Origin of the sequence: Cerasibacillus sp., assembly GCF_036516575.1 — a bacterium.
In the GTDB taxonomy this organism is placed as follows: domain Bacteria; phylum Bacillota; class Bacilli; order Bacillales; family Amphibacillaceae; genus Cerasibacillus.
Genome location: NZ_DATBTY010000040.1, coordinates 149689 through 170137, shown reverse-complemented (window position 1 = coordinate 170137; position 20449 = coordinate 149689). Strand labels below are relative to the sequence as shown.

23 protein-coding genes, 1 pseudogene and 1 other annotated feature are annotated in these 20449 nt (G+C 34.7%); of the genes and pseudogenes, 4 read left to right on the top strand and 20 right to left on the bottom strand.

Features of this window, described 5'->3' with window-relative positions; translation table 11 throughout:
• Positions 1-36: 36 nt before the first annotated feature.
• Genes VIG73_RS08160 through VIG73_RS08150 form a run of 3 tightly spaced genes read right to left on the bottom strand, consistent with a single transcriptional unit; the run spans position 37 to position 712 of the window.
• Positions 37-189, bottom strand: a complete 153-nt coding sequence (locus VIG73_RS08160) for a hypothetical protein (protein ID WP_331640811.1) — start codon at positions 187-189, stop codon at positions 37-39.
• Positions 190-205: 16 nt separating this feature from the next.
• Entirely contained in the window at positions 206-418 is a 213-nt protein-coding gene (locus VIG73_RS08155; RefSeq protein ID WP_331640809.1) for a hypothetical protein, read from the bottom strand.
• Between the two features lie 57 nt (positions 419-475).
• The gene (locus tag VIG73_RS08150) at positions 476-712 is read right to left on the bottom strand and encodes a helix-turn-helix transcriptional regulator (RefSeq protein WP_331640807.1); all 237 of its coding nucleotides are present in this window, start codon (positions 710-712) and stop codon (positions 476-478) included.
• 168 nt (positions 713-880) lie between these two features.
• On the opposite strand from VIG73_RS08150, the gene VIG73_RS08145 reads away from it, so the two are divergent.
• The 3 genes from VIG73_RS08145 to VIG73_RS08135 are packed head-to-tail and all read left to right on the top strand — an operon-like array spanning position 881 to position 3719.
• Positions 881-1318: a helix-turn-helix domain-containing protein gene (locus tag VIG73_RS08145; protein ID WP_331640805.1), complete on the top strand. Its 438-nt coding sequence runs from the start codon at positions 881-883 to the stop codon at positions 1316-1318.
• Positions 1319-1329: 11 nt separating this feature from the next.
• Complete coding sequence (locus VIG73_RS08140) at positions 1330-1854, top strand: ImmA/IrrE family metallo-endopeptidase (RefSeq protein ID WP_414648385.1); 525 nt, start codon at positions 1330-1332, stop codon at positions 1852-1854.
• Positions 1855-1859: 5 nt separating this feature from the next.
• The gene (locus VIG73_RS08135; protein ID WP_331640943.1) at positions 1860-3719 is read left to right on the top strand and encodes an ATP-binding protein; all 1860 of its coding nucleotides are present in this window, start codon (positions 1860-1862) and stop codon (positions 3717-3719) included.
• A 14-nt stretch (positions 3720-3733) separates the two neighbouring features.
• Here VIG73_RS08135 and VIG73_RS08130 read toward each other — a convergent pair whose 3' ends face one another.
• Positions 3734-4951: a DNA cytosine methyltransferase gene (locus VIG73_RS08130; protein WP_331640803.1), complete on the bottom strand. Its 1218-nt coding sequence runs from the start codon at positions 4949-4951 to the stop codon at positions 3734-3736.
• Between the two features lie 177 nt (positions 4952-5128).
• On the opposite strand from VIG73_RS08130, the pseudogene VIG73_RS08125 reads away from it, so the two are divergent.
• A pseudogene (locus VIG73_RS08125) lies at positions 5129-5509 on the top strand (sigma-70 family RNA polymerase sigma factor); the annotation flags it as partial.
• A 32-nt stretch (positions 5510-5541) separates the two neighbouring features.
• On the opposite strand, the gene VIG73_RS08120 reads toward VIG73_RS08125, so the two are convergent.
• From VIG73_RS08120 to mnmA, 16 genes are all read right to left on the bottom strand, one after another.
• Positions 5542-6105, bottom strand: coding sequence for a hypothetical protein (locus tag VIG73_RS08120; protein ID WP_331640801.1), 564 nt, complete (start codon positions 6103-6105; stop codon positions 5542-5544).
• Between the two features lie 120 nt (positions 6106-6225).
• Positions 6226-6915, bottom strand: a complete 690-nt coding sequence (mtnN, locus tag VIG73_RS08115) for a 5'-methylthioadenosine/S-adenosylhomocysteine nucleosidase (protein WP_331640799.1) — start codon at positions 6913-6915, stop codon at positions 6226-6228.
• A gap of 34 nt (positions 6916-6949) precedes the next feature.
• Complete coding sequence (locus tag VIG73_RS08110; RefSeq protein ID WP_331640797.1) at positions 6950-7603, bottom strand: YrrS family protein; 654 nt, start codon at positions 7601-7603, stop codon at positions 6950-6952.
• Between the two features lie 88 nt (positions 7604-7691).
• Positions 7692-8168 carry a transcription elongation factor GreA gene (gene greA / locus VIG73_RS08105; protein ID WP_331640795.1) on the bottom strand — a complete coding sequence of 159 codons (477 nt, stop codon included), beginning with the start codon at positions 8166-8168 and terminating at the stop codon, positions 7692-7694.
• Positions 8169-8365: 197 nt separating this feature from the next.
• Complete coding sequence (udk, locus tag VIG73_RS08100) at positions 8366-8995, bottom strand: uridine kinase (protein ID WP_331640793.1); 630 nt, start codon at positions 8993-8995, stop codon at positions 8366-8368.
• Positions 8985-9662, bottom strand: coding sequence for an O-methyltransferase (locus tag VIG73_RS08095; RefSeq protein WP_331640791.1), 678 nt, complete (start codon positions 9660-9662; stop codon positions 8985-8987). The genes udk and VIG73_RS08095 overlap by 11 nt, the downstream gene beginning before the upstream one ends.
• A gap of 23 nt (positions 9663-9685) precedes the next feature.
• Positions 9686-10807: an endolytic transglycosylase MltG gene (gene mltG / locus VIG73_RS08090; protein WP_331640789.1), complete on the bottom strand. Its 1122-nt coding sequence runs from the start codon at positions 10805-10807 to the stop codon at positions 9686-9688.
• A gap of 131 nt (positions 10808-10938) precedes the next feature.
• Positions 10939-11229: a DUF1292 domain-containing protein gene (locus VIG73_RS08085; RefSeq protein WP_331640787.1), complete on the bottom strand. Its 291-nt coding sequence runs from the start codon at positions 11227-11229 to the stop codon at positions 10939-10941.
• 10 nt (positions 11230-11239) lie between these two features.
• Positions 11240-11656 carry a Holliday junction resolvase RuvX gene (gene ruvX / locus VIG73_RS08080; RefSeq protein ID WP_331640785.1) on the bottom strand — a complete coding sequence of 139 codons (417 nt, stop codon included), beginning with the start codon at positions 11654-11656 and terminating at the stop codon, positions 11240-11242.
• Positions 11653-11922 carry an IreB family regulatory phosphoprotein gene (locus tag VIG73_RS08075; protein WP_331640783.1) on the bottom strand — a complete coding sequence of 90 codons (270 nt, stop codon included), beginning with the start codon at positions 11920-11922 and terminating at the stop codon, positions 11653-11655. Before VIG73_RS08075 ends, ruvX begins: the two co-directional genes overlap by 4 nt.
• A 74-nt stretch (positions 11923-11996) precedes the next feature.
• Positions 11997-14642 carry an alanine--tRNA ligase gene (gene alaS, locus VIG73_RS08070; RefSeq protein ID WP_331640781.1) on the bottom strand — a complete coding sequence of 882 codons (2646 nt, stop codon included), beginning with the start codon at positions 14640-14642 and terminating at the stop codon, positions 11997-11999.
• 67 nt (positions 14643-14709) lie between these two features.
• Positions 14710-14915, bottom strand: a binding site (T-box leader).
• Positions 14916-14970: 55 nt separating this feature from the next.
• Positions 14971-16026, bottom strand: coding sequence for an AI-2E family transporter (locus VIG73_RS08065; protein ID WP_331640779.1), 1056 nt, complete (start codon positions 16024-16026; stop codon positions 14971-14973).
• Positions 16027-16060: 34 nt separating this feature from the next.
• A complete protein-coding gene (locus VIG73_RS08060) occupies positions 16061-16252 on the bottom strand; it encodes a hypothetical protein (protein ID WP_331640777.1) in 192 nt (63 codons plus the stop codon).
• A 74-nt stretch (positions 16253-16326) separates the two neighbouring features.
• On the bottom strand, positions 16327-18636 hold the full coding sequence (locus tag VIG73_RS08055; RefSeq protein ID WP_331640775.1) for an ATP-dependent RecD-like DNA helicase: 2310 nt from the start codon (positions 18634-18636) through the stop codon (positions 16327-16329).
• A 28-nt stretch (positions 18637-18664) separates the two neighbouring features.
• On the bottom strand, positions 18665-19321 hold the full coding sequence (locus VIG73_RS08050; RefSeq protein WP_331640773.1) for a tetratricopeptide repeat protein: 657 nt from the start codon (positions 19319-19321) through the stop codon (positions 18665-18667).
• A 13-nt stretch (positions 19322-19334) separates the two neighbouring features.
• On the bottom strand, positions 19335-20441 hold the full coding sequence (gene mnmA / locus VIG73_RS08045; protein WP_414648384.1) for a tRNA 2-thiouridine(34) synthase MnmA: 1107 nt from the start codon (positions 20439-20441) through the stop codon (positions 19335-19337).
• Positions 20442-20449 lie beyond the last annotated feature (8 nt).

Sequence of the window (20449 nt, the reverse complement as noted above, 5' to 3'; positions counted from 1 at the left end):
ATGCTTGAGAGTGAGGAAAGCATTTTAGTTATAGCATTACGCTCCTTTTTCACTCTTTTTTCTCTTTTTGATATTTGCTAAAGTTTTTTCATCTTTTCTCGTTTCAGCCATGATGAAGTCATAACTTTTGTTAAGTACATAGTCAAAATTATCTCCAAAAAAAACTGTTACATTTACCTTCTTACTCATGAAATCATTCCCCCTTTCAATACCAAGTGCCTTCCGGTAAATACTTAAATAACTCACCATTTTTAAATCTGACTTCTAAACAGCGCTCCTTATTGTTCGCCTTAATTGACTTAACTTGATTGCGTTCATATTGTTTGCGTTGTTCGTTTCCCATTGCAGCTAGATGTAACTTATGGACTTTGTTAAAAATAACTTGGCCATACGGGCCTATTTTTTCATACCCCTTCAAACCATCACCCCCTTATTCCTAATTGGAATAGACCTCCAGTACCGATAAATTTAAACTTTAATTAGAGACTATCTCCTTTTTTTCTTTTGGAAACAATACGTTTCCTTTTTGATTAAAAAAAAGTTTTTCAATGGGTTCTTGGTAATACTCGGATATTTTTTTTGCTAATTCCAATGATGGTGTTCTATCACCTCTTTCCAACATTCCAAGCATTTGAGTAGTAATACTTAAATCATTTGCGACTTCTTGTCGAGATTTTTTTCCTCGACATCTAATTAAAAATTCTCGTTGCACATATATCACCTGCCTTTATAGAAACGTTTTGTTTCTATCTAAATAACACTATACGGGAAACGTTATGTTTCTGTCAACCCCTAATTTAAGAAACTTTTTGTTTCTTTTATAGATTAGAAACCAATTGTTTCCTATAATGAAAATATATTAATGAAAAGGATGTTGAATATGCTAGGTAAAAGACTGGCCGAATTAAGGAAAAGTAAAGGATTAAGTCAATATGAACTAGCAAATAGACTTGGGTTTTCCAGGGGGAAATTAGCTAATTATGAACAAGGAAGTCGTGAACCTGACTATGAAACATTAAAACATATAGCTGATTATTTTGAAGTTAGTGTTGATTACCTGCTTGGACGTACCGAAAAACATAATTACAATGATACTCTTCCTAATCTTACAGAAAAAGATGAAAAGGACATTGCCAAGGACTTAGAAGATATTATTAATAACTTGAGCACTGACGGATACGCTCATTTTGATGGCCGATCCATAGATGAACTGGATGAGGAAGATAAAGAATTATTATTAGCATCACTAGAAAACTCTATGAGATTAGCAAAACGATTAGCTAAAAAGAAATTCACACCGAAAAAATATAGAAAATAAGACGTTAAAAAATGGACTTTATTGCTACTGATAAGGTCCTAAAATATGGTATGGGATATGATGATATGCCAAAGAAAACAGCAACGAATTTAATCAAAAAATACAATACCAACAACCCATTCTATATCGCTGAACACAAAGGGATTGAAATTCTTTATGAGCCTTTGGGGAGTATTTACGGCTACTTTAATAAATATAAGAGAATAAAATTTATACATATTAACAATCAGATCAGCACAGAGATGCAGCGTTTTACCTGTGCCCACGAACTCGGACATGCACTACTACACCACGACACAAACACATCATTTTTAAAAGCGCATACATTTTTTTCAACAAGCAAACTAGAACGAGAAGCAAACACATTCGCCGTAGAACTACTCATGCCGGATCAATTCCTTGTTCAATATAAAAACACGAACCTTACCATCTATGACATTGCAGCAAGATATGGTGTACCAAGGGAGGTATGTGTGTTAAAAGATAAAATTCAACACACTAAATTTTCACTTAAAATTGAGGAGGATAAGACTTGAAAACAATGAAAAAAAATGTTACAAAAGCAAAATTTAACTTTAATGGACGAACATTATATGATCTATTAGGTGGAGAAAATATTGAAACAGATAGTATTGCTATAGCAGAGCAAATAAAAAACTCAAGAGATGCAAATGCTACAGATGTTACTATTGATTTTTCTAAAATGGAAGAGAACATTATAACAATTACAGACAATGGACAAGGAATGAGTCTAGAGGAAATCCATGATAATTGGCTGACAATCGGAACCAGTTCAAAGATTAATGACAGTGCAAAACTTGGTGGTAAGGGAGTAGGAAGATTTAGTTTATTTAGATTAGCAGATAAAATTTCCATAAAAACTTCAAAGGAAAATATTACATATAACTTTACTATAGATAAAAAAAGTCTTGAGAAAAATAGTCTATCTGATATTAATATTTTTCAAGAATATACTAATAAAAAATTGGGTACTCAAATAACTTTGACTGAACTGAGTAAAACAATAAACCTTTATGAAATTGAACGTGGTATTGAAAACCTTGTACATCCTGAACACAATAAAATACATAAAATAATCTACCCAGATTCATATCAACAAAAAGATTATTTATCCCCTAGAAAATTTTTGGATCAGGCACCTTTCCATGCCGTAGCAATAATTGAGGGAATGAACATAAAAGAGTATAAGTTTAACTGTCTAATTAAAGGAGAAACTTATTATACAAATAATCAAATAAATAATAATTTCCTATCAACATTAAACAAAACTCTTTCAATGAACTTTGCAAACAATATTAATTTGGGTGAAATAAAAATTGAAATATATAACTTTTTCTTTGATAGACCATTCTTAAGTTGGCATAAAGGAATTGAACAAACTAAAATAAAAAATGAAATGTTGGAAGCATATCAAGGGATATCAGTTTATCGAAATGGTTATAAAATATTTGGGCATGGAGAAGAAGATTGGTTAAAACTTGCGGAATTAAGATTGAAAAGGCCCGGCGACAATATTGATAATAAATCAACATATGGACTGGTAACTCTCGACCCAGTATGTTCGATTTCTTTAAAAGAAAAAACTAATAGAGAAGGTTTTATCAAATCTCCAGAATACACTTACTTTCATGAAACTGTCCTTTGTATTGTGAAACAAGTCGGTGCAGATAGAAGAGAGAGTATTAGAAACATCAGAAAATTAATTAAAGGAAATCCGGTTCAACCTATAGGCATAAGATATAATCCTGATCAAACAAAGAAATTAAATAAAGCAGAGAAAACAGTCCAATTAAATAATGAAAATGAAACGAAGAAAACTAAGCAAACTAGTAAAACTGATGAAGCAAAGAATACTGGAAAAACAGTAGAAAATTATCCAAAAGACAATAATACTAGCCAAACCATTAAAACTGATTTTACTGAGCAACCGGGTAAAAAAGACGCTACAAAAAAGCCTAATCCTGTATCGCCAAACAAAATAATTGATATTAGTTTTGGTTATAGTGAAGAAACTCCGCATAAAATAAAGGATATTATTGAAGAATTAAAAAGAATTACAAATAAAAACATTAATTCTCAGGCGTTGTTACTAAGATGCTTGATTGATATTAGTACACAATACTATCAAACTAAAAATGATATAGATATTAAAAAGAATAATCTTCCAGGGAATATAAGGATTGTTTTAAACACGTTTAGTGACAACAAATTATTAGATTTAAAAGCAATTAATCGAGTTAGACAAAGTATTAATAAAGAGAATACTTTACAATACTTCAATGGAGTTGCTCACGATTACAATTATCGCGCTAATTTTAGTGACTTAGTAGAAATATGGAACACTTTTGAACCGTACATCACTGCATGCATAAAGCCATAATAAAAGAGGAAGCATTAAAAAGCTTCCTTAATTTTTTTTGCTATTATTCTCGCCATTAAAGGTGGCACCGCATTACCTATTTGTTGGAAAGCTGCTGTCCTAGAACTTTCAAAATAAAAGTCATCTGGAAATGATTGAATTCGTGCAGCTTCCCTTACTGACAATGATCTATTCTGTTCAATATCAGGATGAATGTAGTAATGTCCGTCTTTTGAAATATGTGCTACTACTGTATGGGATTGGGAATCTGCTCTGACGATTTTATATCTATCTAAAAATGATTTACTATTTTTATGTGTAATTAGATGTTCTGGTAACTCATTATACTTCAACATTTTACCTTCTTTGTTCCATGTTTCTACAACTAATTTATATATATTTAAATCATTTTTATTATTAGGTCTTGCCACATGATATGTAAGTATATCCCACTTGTCATCTCGAATATTTTTTAGTGCTTTACTAGGTGTATCTATATATTTTCCGATTCCATTCAGACTTTCACCAGCATTTATTTTTGGTAAATCTTTAAAAAGTTCATTAATAGTTGGTGGATTAGATTCATCGAGAAACTTAGGATAACTAAACTCTATATCTTTTCTCCAACCAATTATGATAACTCGCTCTCTAGATTGAGCCACACCAAAGTCTTTTGAGTTCAAAATTTTATAATCCATTTTATATCCAGCTTTATCAAGATTTCCTTTTAGCCCTTCGAAAATTTCACCTTTTTTAGCTGTAAGAATCCCCTTCACATTTTCAAAAACGAAAAATTTAGGCTTATACTCTTTTAGGAATTCTATATAATATAAATACAAGTAATTTCTAGGATCACATTTCATTCTGTTTGGGTCTCTAGAAATTCCAGCAGTTGAATATGCTTGGCAAGGAGGACCACCGATAATGAAATCTACTGTTTTATCGCCAATAAGTTTGTCTATTTCTGAAAAAATACTATCAATAGTTTCATCATTAATTTCTGACTCAATGACTTTACTTAATATTTCTTCTGGAACACTTTTATAAAGCTGTTCTCTATTTACTTTATTTAGTATGTATTTTTTGTATAAATCAATTTTATTATTTTCTTTTAGATAATAATAAGCTTCTCTAGTCCGTAGTGTATTACAAGCGTTTTTATCCATTTCTACATGTGCAAGAATGTTAAAACCTTCTTGACGAAATCCTTCTGATAATCCACCAGCCCCTGCAAAAAGATCAATAACGTTCAATCTTCTCACCTCTTTATCTAGTATACCAGGTTACTAAACGTATTTCTACACTCATATTTGTATTAATGTTAACCTTTAAGTATAATACATGTAATCTTACTTGTGTATTGGTGGTGAATTTAGAATTATTTAAAGACACCTAACATTTTGGGTTTCATGCTCCCCCCTACTGTTACAAAGAATGAAATACTCATGCATTTGCGCACTTTAAAAAAGGTTAGAAAAGATGTTTCCTTGCATGATCCCATCGGGCAAGATAAAGAAGGTAATGAAATTAGTTTGATTGATATATTAGAAGCAGAAAATGAAAACATCATTGAATACATCCAATTGAATATGGAGATCTCTAAGCTCGAAAAGTACTTTTCTATCTTGGATGATCGAGAAAAAGAAGTGATTATTTATCGTTACGGATTAAATAATAAAAAAGAATTGACACAGAAAGAGATTGCTAAAAGGTTAAATATTTCGCGGAGTTATGTGTCACGGATAGAAAAAAGAGCGTTAATGAAAGTGTTCCATGAGTATTATCGCAATGAACGGAGGAAGCAGTCTTAAGATAAGACAAATAATCGTGCAAGATACATCGTTCATCTTGCACGATCATATTCCACATAGCGATCATAACGGTCATAACGATCTTTCTTACTAGGGAGTAGCATCAAAATAACATGCATAAAAGCAAATACACACGCTGCATAAAAAGATACATCCATTCCTGGAAATACATAGGGAACAATCGTTGGAAAGACTGTGATAACCATAAGTGAGACGAATAACATTGATAACAATGAATCGTAACGGATTTTTTTAGAAAGTCCTAATAAATATTTAGCGAGAATATAAATGATAGCACAAAACAATGCGTAGAAAGCCATAAATTTATAATTCAATGTTTCAAAATCCTTACTAGTGTTCAAATCTCCTTCGTAAATTAACCCTGACCCATCAATTGGTAGAAATGGAATGACTAGGTAACTTAAAAAACCTGAAATGCCGAATGCAATCATAATAAATGCCGTATAAAAAATAAAGCCAACAACCCCTATTCCAAATTGGAGTATACGCGCTAGAAAAGACATACCTGGTATCAGATGAAGAATATAGATTACAAAGGCTATTAATAAAGTTGCGACGGTAAGAATTATTAACAAAATATCACTCTTTCAAAGCACTCATTTCAAAAAAATCACACAAAATTTTCAGATGGTTAAATTATATCATAAAATCTAGATAATAAAAGAGCAACCCATACAAAACGGTTGCTCTTTTAATTAAATAGATGGAAGCATTTGCATGATTAATGTGGCAGCATTTTTAGCGGCCTTTTCTAGGAATGAATCAAACGATACTGATGATTCTTTACCTGCTATATCTGATAAAGCGCGAATAACGACAAATGGGGTCTTATATTGATAACAAACTTGCGCAATAGCTGCTGCCTCCATTTCCGCAGCTATCATTGACGGAAACTTTTCTCTAACAAATTGTACACGAACGGAATCATCCATAAAGCTATCACCCGTAGCGATTAATCCTTCTACGGCTTGGATATCTATTCCCTTACTCGCTTCTTTTGTCAACTTGACTAAATGTTCATCTGCTATAAAACGTGCTGGCATTTGCGGTACTTGTCCATACTCATAATCAAACGCTGTTACATCAACATCATGATGAACAACTTCGGTTGAAATGACAAGGTCACCAATATTAAGTTCTTTGGCAAACCCACCAGCGGAACCGGTATTAATAACATGTGTTGGCTTAAAACGTTCATGCATAATTGTCGTTGCCATAGCAGCGTTCACCTTACCGATTCCCGATTTTAATAGCACGATTTGTTTACCTAAAAGTTCCCCATATGTAAAATCACAATTTGCAACAGTAACTTCTTTAGACTTTGTCATTTTTTGTTTTAGTAGAGCTACTTCCTCATCCATTGCTCCAATGATTCCTATCGTCATTTTTACAATCACCTCGTCATTTATTACTCATATTTCAAGGAATATTAACTTCTTTTAATACTTCTACCTTCGTTGGTTGCCACCCTTCTTCATCAATCCAAGACAAATAAACACGATATATTTGGCTATTGTCTTTTGATGAGATGGTACCAATTGCTTGTTGTTCTCCGCCACGTCCTAGCCAGTGAATAATCATATTTTCTTCTGGTAAATCTGTTGCGACGACCATTGCTTCAGTCATCTCTTTCCAGTCTTGAGATGATTTATCAAATTGGGTTGTATGTGGTCCTTCTTGAATCGTACCAACAGGTTTCCAATTTGCTGTATAAGCTTCAATGACATTGGCGTCGGATGGATCAACTGGTTCTTTTACAATAAGCTCTACTGATTCCTCAGATTCTTGTTCAGACTCAGATTCCTTTTCGGTTTCATCCGCTTCATCTTCTTCTTTAGAGTTAGCATTTGTCTGGGTCGAATCATCTTCTTCTTGATCAGATTGGTCCTGCTGATTATTAGATTCAGCCATAGATGGTTCTTCTTTTTGATTGTCATTTCCACCGAACAACCATATAGCAATCAATACAACAATGAGTACACTACCAATGAGTGACAAAATCGTCAGGGCTTTTGTATTTTTTCTACGTTTTTCGTATTTATCAACCCGACTATACTGCTTCTTATCATCCATTACATCCCCTCCCACTTATACTCTATTATTGTAACATTTTTTCTATGATATTTAATTAAAAAAGAGCGGTCGTGACCGCTCTTTTTTATTATTCTACTTTAAGGATTTTCACTTGGAATTCGCCACCAGGGGTATTTACTTGAACTTCATTTCCGACTTCCTTACCGAGTAAACTTTTAGCAATTGGAGAATCGTTAGAGATTTTTCCTTCTAATGGATCCGCCTCTGCACTTCCAACTATACGATATGTTTCTTCTTCACCGTCTGGAAGCTCCATAAAAGTAACTGATTTTCCTAATGAAACGACACTTGAATTATTATTATCATTTTCTATAATGACAGCATTACGAATCATCTGCTCAAGTTGTGCAATCCTAGACTCAACAAATGCCTGTTCTTCTTTAGCCGAGTCATACTCTGAGTTCTCGGATAAATCGCCAAAGTCACGAGCAATTTTTATTCGCTCAACAACCTCTTTACGCTTCTCTGTTTTTAAAAAAAGTAATTCTTTCTCGAGTTTTTCTTTTCCCTCTTCAGTCATGTAATAACTTTTATCTCTTGACATTCAAAACACTCCTTTTTACATCTTTACAACAATATATAGAACTAATTTGTTATGTATACATTTGAATGATATACACACATAAAAGTAGTAGTAAAAACGAGCAGCACATATTTATGTGCGCTCGATTGTCCACCTGGTTATTATATATGTTCATACTATGGCAGATTTCCTATGAACTTGCAAGCGTTTTCCCTATTTTAACGGTTTTTATTAATAATTGTTTCTATTTTTGTTGCCATAAGATCAATAGCGACATGATTTTTGCCACCCTCTGGAATAATGATATCTGCATAGCGTTTCGTGGGCTCGACAAACTGCAGATGCATAGGGCGAACGCTTTTTATATATTGATCAATGACCGATTCAACTGACCGACCACGTTCATTGATATCACGCATAATCCGACGAATAATTCGTAAATCAGCATCTGTATCGACAAATACTTTTATATCCATCAAATCGACCAAACGCGGATCTTCTAATATCAAGATTCCTTCCAAAATAATCACTTCTTTTGGTTCTACTGGAATAACTTGATTTGAACGTGTATGCAGTGCATAATCATAGACAGGTTTATTAATTGCGTGTCCATTTAATAAGTCTTGTAAATGCAAAACAAGTAAATCATTATCAAATGCGAGCGGGTGATCATAGTTCGTTTGTAATCTTTCTTCAAAAGGTAAATGGCTTTGGTCTTTATAATAGTAATCTTGTTCGATAACAAGGATTGTCTTATCAGAAAATCGATTGCAAATAGAGCGGGTTACAGATGTTTTACCACTTCCGCTACCACCCGCCACCCCTATAACGACTGGTTTAAAACTCATCAATTTCAGGTCCTTTCATGCCTATACATTGTTTAGATAACTTATAACTTATTGCTACGCCATCACCGATTGGGATTATGGTCGTATGATATTCAGGATGACGACTTAGCCATTCATTATACGATTTCAATTTATTAATCATATTTTTATAACGTGAAGGATATTGGCTTGCCTCATCAGCAACATAACCTCGGAACAATACATTATCTGACACAACGATACCAGCTTTTTCGACTAAAGGATGGATTAATTCAAAAAAGCGTTGATACTGCCCTTTGGCAGCATCAATAAAAACAAGTTGGAATGTCTCCTGACGATCCTTTAATTGTTTGATTTGTTCCAGTGCATCACCATAAATTAATTCAATCTGATGATGTCTATCATAAGTTTGTAAGTTTTGCAAAGCAATAGAGCGTCTTGCTTTATCCCGTTCAATGGTTATGATCGTAGCCGATGGATAGGCTTGTAACATCCGTAAGGCAGAATAACCAATGCCTGTCCCAATTTCTAATATCTTCTTTGGTTTATGCATTCTTACAATTTGCATTAAAAATTGAATGCCGAGTGGTTCCATAATCGGCACATTTCTCTGCCTAGCTTGTTGTTCGATTTGTCGAACCCAATCTTCTTCGTCAGGCAATAAACTGTTTAAGTAATTCTCTGTCATGATGAAACCTCACTATTTGTTCATTATTTAATATGTTCATTCTTTAATTTGACATGCTCATCATGTGTTTTAGCATAATAAATTTTACCTTCTGCATCATGTAAAAAGTATAGAAATTCGGTATCATCTGGATTTATAGCTGCTTTCAACGAATCCTCAGAGAAGTTGGATATTGGTCCAACAGGAATTCCATCAATTTGGTACGTATTATATGGTGACTTCACTTCTAAATCCTTTAGTAATACTTTTTTCTTATGTTTCCCTAGAGCATATAGGACAGTTGGGTCTGTTTGCAATTTCATACCAGCTTTAAGCCGGTTGTAAAAGACACTTGAAATACTTCTGCGTTGTGCTTTATTCTTAGCTTCTTTTTCAATCATGGAGGCCATTGTCGTCATTTCATGAACGGTCATGTCTTTCGCTGAAATATCATCAAGATATTTGCCAAGGACCTCGTTCGATTTATCGAGCATCACTTCAATGACTGTTTCAACCGGAATGTCTTCTTCATAGAAATCATATGTAGCGGCAAATAAATACCCTTCTAAAGGATTACGGATATCAGGGTGTAGTATATCACCCGAAAGTAATGTCGGATATGCATCAATCAATGATTCTACATATGATACATCGTTGACTTTTTTCAAAAATTTATCTTGTTTAATGCCGACTTCTTTCTCAAATATTTTAGCAATTTCCGGAATCGATAACCCCTCTGGTATTGTAACACGATAAATCGCTTCTTTTATTACCCGACCCGTTTTTAATGATTCAATAATCTCATCAAATGTCATCGCTTGAGTAAAGTCATACTCACCAGCTTGGAAATCTGATTCATTTTTTATTTTAGTATAAATGCGAAAAACTCGACTATCTTTAATGATATTGTGATCTTCTAGTAATTTAGCAATCGTAGAAGATGAAGCACCCATTGGAATTTCAACGTGAATGTCCTTCTCGTTATCTGGATTGACTGGTTCTAAAGCAGATTTAATATACATATAGCCAGAAATTCCACCAATTAGTAATATAAGAACAATAACGGAAATCATGATCAAAACAATCTTCCGTACCGTTCTTGCTTCATGTCCACGTGCGATTAAATTATCTCGAAAAGTTGATTTGTTTTTATTCTTTTTAGACATATGCGCTTACACCTCTCATCCGGTATATTATACTAAATATACCTGTTTATTGCTATACTTTTTACGAGGTTATCGCATGATTAATGATATAAACAGCTGGTATCTATAGGATACCAGCTGTTTGAATGATATTACTTATTCAATTCTTCTTCATCTGCTAACGTGTGCAGCATTTCTTCAACCATTTCCCACTCGTCATCTGCTTCAATCGGAAATAAAGCGAGATCATTATCATCTTGTTTCTTTTCTTCATATCGAAAGGCATATACTTCAACTTCATCAGCGTCTTTTTGTTCTACAGGGACAACTGCTATATATGATTGACCAGTTTTATCAACATCAAATGTAAATAAAACTTCAAATAAATGTTCTTCACCATTCTCATCTGGAATGATGATGCGTTCTTTTTCTTCGAGTGCCATGTTTTCACCTCTAATTTTTTTGGTCAAGATAACCTTGTAAAATCAGTGTTGCTGCCATTTTATCGATGACTTTCTTTCGTTTCTTACGACTCATATCCGCTTCCAATAATACGCGCTCAGCAGCCATCGTTGTCAAGCGTTCATCCCAAAGTTCGGTAGGAATGCCAAGCTTTTTTTCAACGTGTTCACTAAAACGAATTGACGCATCACCGCGTTCACCAATTGTACCATTCATATTCTTAGGAAGACCAATAATAGCCTTCCCCACTCCATGTTCTCTTATGATTTCAGCTAATTCTTCATCAGCAGAATGGATGTCATTTTCATCCCAATATAAGGTTGTCAGGCCTTGTGCTGTCCACCCTAAAGCATCACTAATCGCTACACCAATTGTTTTTGATCCAACATCTAATCCAATGAGTTTCATCGTTCTGCCTTTTTCTCAGCAATGTAAAATTTGACTAACTCCTCAATGACTTCATCGCGTTCTACTTTACGAATTAAGTTACGCGCATCATTGTAGCGTGGAATATAAGCGGGATCTCCAGATAATAAATATCCGACAATTTGATTCGTTGGATTATACCCTTTTTCTTCTAATGCTTCATGGACAGTTAATAAAATATCTTTAATATCTCTATCAAACGGTTCTTCCTGAAAATTAAATTTCATCGTTTTGTCGTTTGAACTCATACTGACACCCCATTCCGTTTTACTCTTATGTCATATTTTAGCATGTTTGACTAATTAAATATACCGTTACACAATCAATTATTTTTAAAATTGTTTTCAATATACTCTTTAGCGAATGCTAATGCTTCTGGAATTTTATTTGGATTTCTCCCACCTGCTTGTGCCATATCTGGTCGACCACCACCACCGCCACCGCAAATTTGTGCAGCATGTTTAATGAGGTTCCCTGCATGGAGACCTTTTTCAGTTAAATCTTTTGACACACCAGCAGCTAATTGGACCTTGCCTTTACTTTCCATAGCCAGTAAAATAACACCCGTTGTTAATTTCTGCTTTAATTCATCAATCATACGGCGTAATTGATTCATATCTTTCACCTGAACATTGGCTGTTAATAGATTGACACCGTTAATGTTTTCAACCTTTTCTAACATAGATGATACCTCAGAGTGGGCGAGCTTTGTATGGAGGGATTCATTTTCTTTTTCCAACTCTTTTATGCCTTGAAACAGCTGGTCTAAGCGTGATGGAATGTTATCAACTTGTGTTTTTAAAAGGCCTGCCGTTTTATTTAATAGTTGAATTTGTTCATCCATATATTCAAATGCCTTCTGGCCAGTCACAGCTTCAATTCTTCTCGTTCCCGCACCAATACCTGATTCAGCGATTATTTTAAACAGACCTATTTCAGATGTGTTTTGGACATGGCAGCCCCCGCATAATTCGATACTGTAACCATTAATTTGAACAACTCGAACGACATCACCATATTTTTCACCAAATAAAGCCATGGCACCCATTTCTTTTGCTTGATCAATGGGCATAGATTCAATCTTTAGTGTCATTGAATCCCATATCTTTTGATTTACTGTTTGCTCAATGTCTGATAATTCTTCTTCTGTCACAGCTCCAAAGTGAGTAAAATCGAATCGTAAGCGATCTGGTTCAACTAAAGATCCTGCCTGGTTCACATGTGTGCCAAGGATATCTTTTAAGGCTTGATGCAATAAATGCGTTGCGGTGTGGTTTTTAATAATCGCTTGACGCATGGTTTTGTTCACAATTGCTTTTACTTGAACCCCAACCTGGATGATTCCTTCAGTTACACTTACTTGATGCAAATGCTGACCATTAGGTAGTTTATTGACGGATTCTACAACGGCTCTACCTTTTGGGGATTCAATGATTCCTTTATCAGCAATCTGTCCGCCACTTTCTGCATAAAATGGGGTCTCTTTAAGAATAATTGAAACAGTTTGTCCTGCTTGGGCTTGCTTAATTGATTTATGATCAGCAATCATCATTAAAATCTCTGTCTCTACATCCAAGTTATCGTAGCCAATAAATTCACTTTCAACATTAATATTAGCTAACATTGCATCTTGAACATGCATTGAATCTACCTTTTGACGAGCTTTTCGCGCACGTTCACGTTGCTGTTCCATTTCAGAATGAAAACCTTTTTCATCAATCGTAAATTGATGTTCAGCAACATATTCTTCAGTCAATTCTTTAGGAAAACCATACGTATCATATAAGCGAAATACTTCAGCACCTGGAAAAACATTGCTTCCTTTACTTTTTTCACGTTTAATAATATCTTCTAAAATCTCAAGACCATCGTGTAGTGTTTCGTGAAAACGTTCTTCTTCCGTTTTGATGACATTTTCAATAAATGAATGTTGTTCTTTCACTTCGGGATAATAGGCGTTCATAATATCACCTACTACAGATACGAGTTGATACATAAATGGTTTCTCAATACCAATCTGCTTCGCAAATCGAACGGCGCGTCTTAATAACCGTCTTAAAACGTACCCCCGCCCTTCATTAGAAGGTAAAGCACCATCACCAATGGCAAAAGACACCGTTCGAATATGGTCAGCAATCACTTTAAATGCCGTATCTGCTTCAGCACTATCACCGTAGTTGACGTTTGCGAATTGCTCCGTCTTCTTTATAATCGGCATAAAGAGATCAGTTTCAAAGTTATTAGGCGCGTTTTGTAAAATAGATACCATTCTTTCAAGCCCCATACCGGTATCGATATTTTTCTTCGGTAAAGGTGTATACGTATCGTCTGGATTATGATTAAATTGTGAAAACACCAAGTTCCAAATTTCTAAATAACGGTCATTCTCTCCACCTGGATACAGTTCCGGGTCATCTGGATTATTTCCAAAAGTTTCACCCCGGTCATAGAAAATTTCCGTATTTGGTCCGCTCGGTCCTTCCCCGATATCCCAAAAGTTTTCTTCTAGGCGAATAATTCTTTCTTTAGGAAGTTTGATATCGTGAAGCCATATATCATATGCTTCATCATCTTCGGGGTGAACCGTCACAGATAAGCGCTCCGGATCAAACCCAATCCAATCTGGACTCGTTAGAAATTCCCATGCCCATAAGATTGCTTCCTTCTTAAAGTAATCACCGATAGAAAAATTACCTAGCATTTCAAAAAACGTATGGTGCCTTGCCGTAAAGCCGACATTTTCGATATCATTTGTGCGAATTGACTTCTGTGCATTCACAATTCGAGAATTATCTGGGATAATCCGTCCGTCAAAATATTTTTTTAATGTCGCTACACCACTATTAATCCATAATAAAGACGGATCATCTTGTGGAATGAGTGACGCACTCGGTTCAACGCGATGACCTTTTTCTTTAAAAAAATCTAAAAACATTTGTCTAACTTGTTGTGATGTCAACTGTTTCATTACAATATCACCTTCCATTTATGTGCTTTATTTTATTTATAAATAAAAAAATCTCATCACTGCATATTGCAGGGACGAGTTTCATTCGCGGTACCACCCTTATTATGAATAGAGATCTATTCATCACTTTAACACATAACGGTGTGTACCGGCGAGAATTAGTCGCACTCTAGTTTAGCTTCCATAGCTTTTTGGATAGGATTCCTTTCAGCCTTCGAGAATCCTTCTCTATTTCCCTAAGTTCTATGTACTCGTAACTATCATCGTCTTGTCATTATGAATATAATTAGCCATATTATATGAAAGATTCATCGAATTGTCAATCCTTCTAGCTACCTAAAGCGTAATTCGCCATCACTTTCACAACTGTTAAGATTGGAACTGCTAAAATCATACCAATAATTCCCCCTAATTGTCCGCCAAACAATAAAGCAAATATAATCATAACTGGATGAAGTTCTGTCGATTTACCAACGATATAAGGTGATAAAAAATTCCCCTCAATTAATTGAATTAAAAACACAGCCAATAAGGCATAAATGACCATTTTACCTGATATCGTTATAGCGATTAATACAACAGGAATCGAACCAATAATCGGCCCAAAATACGGGATTATATTTGTTAAACCCATAATAATACCGAGTAATAAAGGATAATTCATTCCTAATATGTGAAAAATCAAGTAAGTTACCATAGCGACAATAAACGAAACTAATAATTGTCCACGGATATACCCCCCTAGACTATCATTCATCGCTTGAATTAATTTAACGCAATCAGGTAAATAACGTTTAGGTATGAGCCGTTGTATGCCCTTTTTTAGTATTTGATAATCTTTTAGAAAATAAAAAACCAACACCGGTATAACGGTCAACCATACGACCATGCTAAATACTTTCGTAATACTTTCGATTAGCTTTCCAATAAATGCTTCAAGTTCTGCTTCAAGACCTGTAATAACATGATCAATCTTCGTATGTACGGTTTCAGGTAACCATGATGTTGATGCATAAATTTGGTAAATAATTGATTCGTACATTTCAAGTAACTCTGGTAAATGTTCATTAAAATCCCTTAATTGTAATACAAATGCTGGGTAAAAGCGATATATAAGATATGTTCCGCCACCAAAAAATATGAGATAGATTAGAATAATGGCGATACTTCGCGGGAAATTCAATTCATTCAGCTTCTTGACAACAGGATGTAAGAAATAGGCAATCAAACCAGCAATAATAAATGGGGAAAGAACCGACCACAGAAATGAAAAAAAAGCACTATAGAATGGAAAGAGCTTTACAAGCAGAAAAATAAATAAAAAAATAAATATGCCTGTGATGACCCAATATAAAAATTGAAGAGCACGACGTTTTACAAACATAGATGAGACTCCCATTCAAATAAATATTGAGTTATCAATGGATATTTCTCTCTTCTTCTGTAAATAAATCGTCGAGAGATATAAGGGAGCCATCAGCTTCAATTTCATGGACATTCAACCGATTACCTACTACTGTCATCTCAATATAACAATTCCAACAATAGTATTGGTCATTACCTACTTTACCAATATCTCTGCTTGAACAATTCGGACAACTTAGCCACATCACCATCACCTATTTATTCAAATGATATTTATGTTGATAGGGTTGCCCAAATTGAAGCATAGTATACATATTTTTTAATCCATAAAATCGTAAGGTGATAATTCTTCGTCCTTTTCATTGTTTACTTCAATTTGGAGTTTATTTAGTTTGTCTTTTAAAGATGTATAGCGCTTGTTCGTATCAAGCGTTTCAACACCGCTTAGAAAAGCATGTTTATCCCCACAAATTATCAATGAACGTTTTGCACGAGTTAATGCTGTATAAATTAAGTTTTTCCGGAGCATTCGACGGTAGCCACTCACAACGGGCATAATGACAATCGGAAATTCACTTCCTTGCGATTTATGAATCGATATACAAAAGGCATGCATTATATTCATATAGTCTTTTCTTTCATATACAACTTCACGTTCATCAAACGAAACAACGAGTTGTTCTTTATTATCGACATTTTCATCCTCTTTAAAGATGGCAACAACTTCGCCTATATCGCCGTTAAAAACCCCTTCTTCTGGCTGATTAACGAGCTGGATGACTTTATCTCCGACACGATATGTGACATCATTCATTTTTACTTCTCGTTTTCGATTTGTTTTTGGGTTGACAAGTTGTTGAATCGCTCGATTAATTGACATTATCCCTGCATCTGTCCGATACATCGGAGCTAAAATTTGAATGTCCCTCATATCAATTCCTTTTTCAAGTGCTTTTTGAATAATTGAAGAAATGACTTGAACAACTTGATTTTCATGACAGGAAATAAAACTGAAATCTCTATCCTTATTTAAGTCACTTACTTGTAATCGATCCCGCTTAATCAGGTGAGCAAGTTGAATGATTTTTGATCCCTCTTTTTGCCGATAAACATCTGTTAAAGTCACAAATGGAAGCGCCTGGTCTTCTAATAAGTCCGATAACACTTGACCAGGACCAACAGAGGGCAGTTGATCTTCATCACCAACGAGAAGAACCTGCATATCATTTGGAATCGCTTTAAATAACCAATTAGCCAACCATATATCTACCATTGAAAACTCATCCACAATTAATAATTTGCCAGATAAAGGTTTGGATTCATCTTTTTCAAAACTATCATCCCCGTCCCATCCGAGTAAGCGATGGATCGTTCCTGCTGGTAACCCTGTTGATTCTGTTAATCTCTTGGCTGCTCTTCCAGTAGGTGCTGTCAAAATAAACGGATAGTCTGCCTGATCATCGTATGACGAGAGATCGATTGATAAATCATGAATCATCGCAAATGCTTTAATAATCCCTTTAATCACCGTTGTTTTCCCTGTACCTGGTCCCCCCGTTAGAATCATCACTTTTGAATGAAGTGCTTGTTCAATCGCTTCAAACTGTTCTTTCCCATAACTTAACACTTCTTCTTCTTCGATTTTACCAATAATTTTCAATAACTCCGCTTTTGGTGTTTCATCTTCTATCGGATAGTCTAACAATCGTTTTAAATGAGAAGCAACACCATCTTCCGCATAGTATAGGACAGGTAAGTAAACACGTTCATCTTGAATAATAAGGTGTTTTTTCGTATTTAGTTCAAATAATCGGTCTAAGACTTCTTCCGCTGTTAATCTTCTATTTGCTGTTGTTAAAAGCCTTAATACTTGCTTAACACACAAATCAGTTGGCAAATAAACATGCCCATTTTGAGCACTTTGTTGTAATATATAAATACATCCTGCACCAATACGACTCGGATGATCATATGTGAGTCCATTTTTTCGAGCGATACTATCAGCTGTCATGAAACCAAACCCATCAATATCAAAAACAAGTTGATACGGATCAGATGAGATGATTTCAATCGCTTCATCCTTATATTGCTGATAAATTTTTTGTGCTAATTTCATACCAACCTGATATTTTGCGAGATAAATAGCAACTTGCTCAAATCCTTGATTTTCTTTTAAGCTTTCTACAATATTCTTAGCCGTTTCGCTTTTTAATCCTTTAATATCATTTAAAACATGAGGGGATTGGATGATCTTTTCAATCGCCCGTTCCCCTAGTTTGTTTACAATGCGTGTAGCAATTCTTTTCCCAACACCATAAAACAAATCACTTGATAAATAACTTATGAGTCCTTCCTTCGTATCTGGAATAAACGTTTGGTATGAATGCACGGCAAATTGTGTACCGTACTTTATATGGCTTTCAAGTTCACCATAAAAAAGATAGGACGTTCCTTCATGTAGATGAGCAAAATATCCTTTGATAACAATTTCACTTTCCTCAAATGAAGTATTTGTTTCGATAATACGAATTTTTACAATTGAAAATTGCTCTGTTTCATTGTGGAAAATCGTAAACAAAGGCTCGCCTTTCATATATAATTGTTGCTCTGATACTTGCTCCTCTAACATGGACAATAACCTCACAATCTACCATATATTACGATAATAATTGCTCAACTTTTTTCTTTCCATTTGCTGCGAGAACATGTTCTGGCTGTATCTCTAAAGCAGCTTTGAAATGTTCTTGTGCCTGTTTTAAATCATCCTGATACATAGCGATGACACCTAGGTTATAGTGAGCATCACTATGGTTTTTTTCTCTTTCTAAAACTGTTATAAAAACCGCTTTCGCTTCATTAATCATATGCAACTTGGCTATTGTTAAACCATATTGAAAAAGCATCTCAACATCACCCGGTTTTAATTCAGTTGCCCGTAATAAATATGGGGCAGCTAATTTTTCAAGTGCTTGTTGTTTAAATGTCATTCCCAGCATAAAATAAACATCCGCTTCTTCTAGACCAAGTTGAATTGCTTTCTCATAATAGGTTTGCGCTTGATTAAATTGCGCTGTTTCATAATAAAGATTACCTAAACTATAATAAGCAGTCGCTGATTCAACATCTAGTTCAACTGCTCGATTTAAAAACACCTCTGCACGTTCATAATCTTTAAGCATAATTAATAAATTTCCTAAGTTAATATAGCCGATTGGATTAAGAGGTTGTTCTTCAATCTGTTCTTGTAAGAGTTTAGCAGCTTCTTCGTATTTTTTCACGTTCATATACTGTATCGCTTTTTCTTGTTTATCCATACTCAACCCTCATTTATACGTATGTTAAAGCATGACCATCTTTTATAACTTGCTCAATCGTCCCACCGCCTAAGCACACTTCGCCATCATAAAAAACAACCGCTTGTCCCGGTGTAATAGCTCGAGCTTGTTCATGAAATCTAACATGAACACGATTGTCTTCTTTGACTTCCACTGTTACTGGACTATCTTTTTGACGATAACGGAATTTCGCTGTACATGTGAAATGGTTCTTTATTTTGTTTGGATTAATCCAATTGACATCTGTGGCGATTAATGAATCGGAATAGAGCGCTTCATGATGAAAGCCTTGTTCAACATATAAAATATTTTCTTCCAAATTCTTCCCAACAACAAACCACGGCTCTCCAGGGCCACCAATGCCCAGGCCTTGCCTTTGGCCTATCGTGTAATACATAAGTCCATCGTGTTTACCTTTCACTTCACCAGCTAAGGTTTGCATCTCTCCTGGTTGAGCTGGTAAATATTCACTTAAAAATGCTTTAAAATCACGTTCCCCAATAAAACATATCCCAGTACTATCTTTCTTATCTGCTGTCACAAGATTATGTTTTTTTGCAATCTCACGAACTTCATGTTTTTCTAAATGTCCTAATGGAAACATAACGCGTTTTAACACATCTTCTGTTAATTGATTTAAAAAATACGTCTGATCTTTATTCGAGTCAACACCACGTAACATTTCATATGTGCCATCTGTTTCTCTTACTTGCGCATAATGACCCGTCGCTACATAATCCGCACCTAATGATAAAGCATGATTTAAAAATGCCTTAAATTTTATTTCTTTATTACACATCACATCTGGATTTGGTGTTCTGCCAGCCCGATATTCATCCAGAAAATACGTAAATACTTTATCCCAATACTCCTTTTCAAAATTAACAGCATAATACGGGATATCTAATTGATTACATACACGAATCACATCATCATAGTCTTCAGTAGCTGTACAGACTCCGAATTCATCGGTATCATCCCAGTTTTTCATAAAAATTCCAACGACATCATAACCCTGTTCTTTCAGTAAAAGAGCCGTCACAGATGAATCGACACCCCCACTCATCCCGACGACAACACGTATATTTTTCTTATCCATTATTTCAC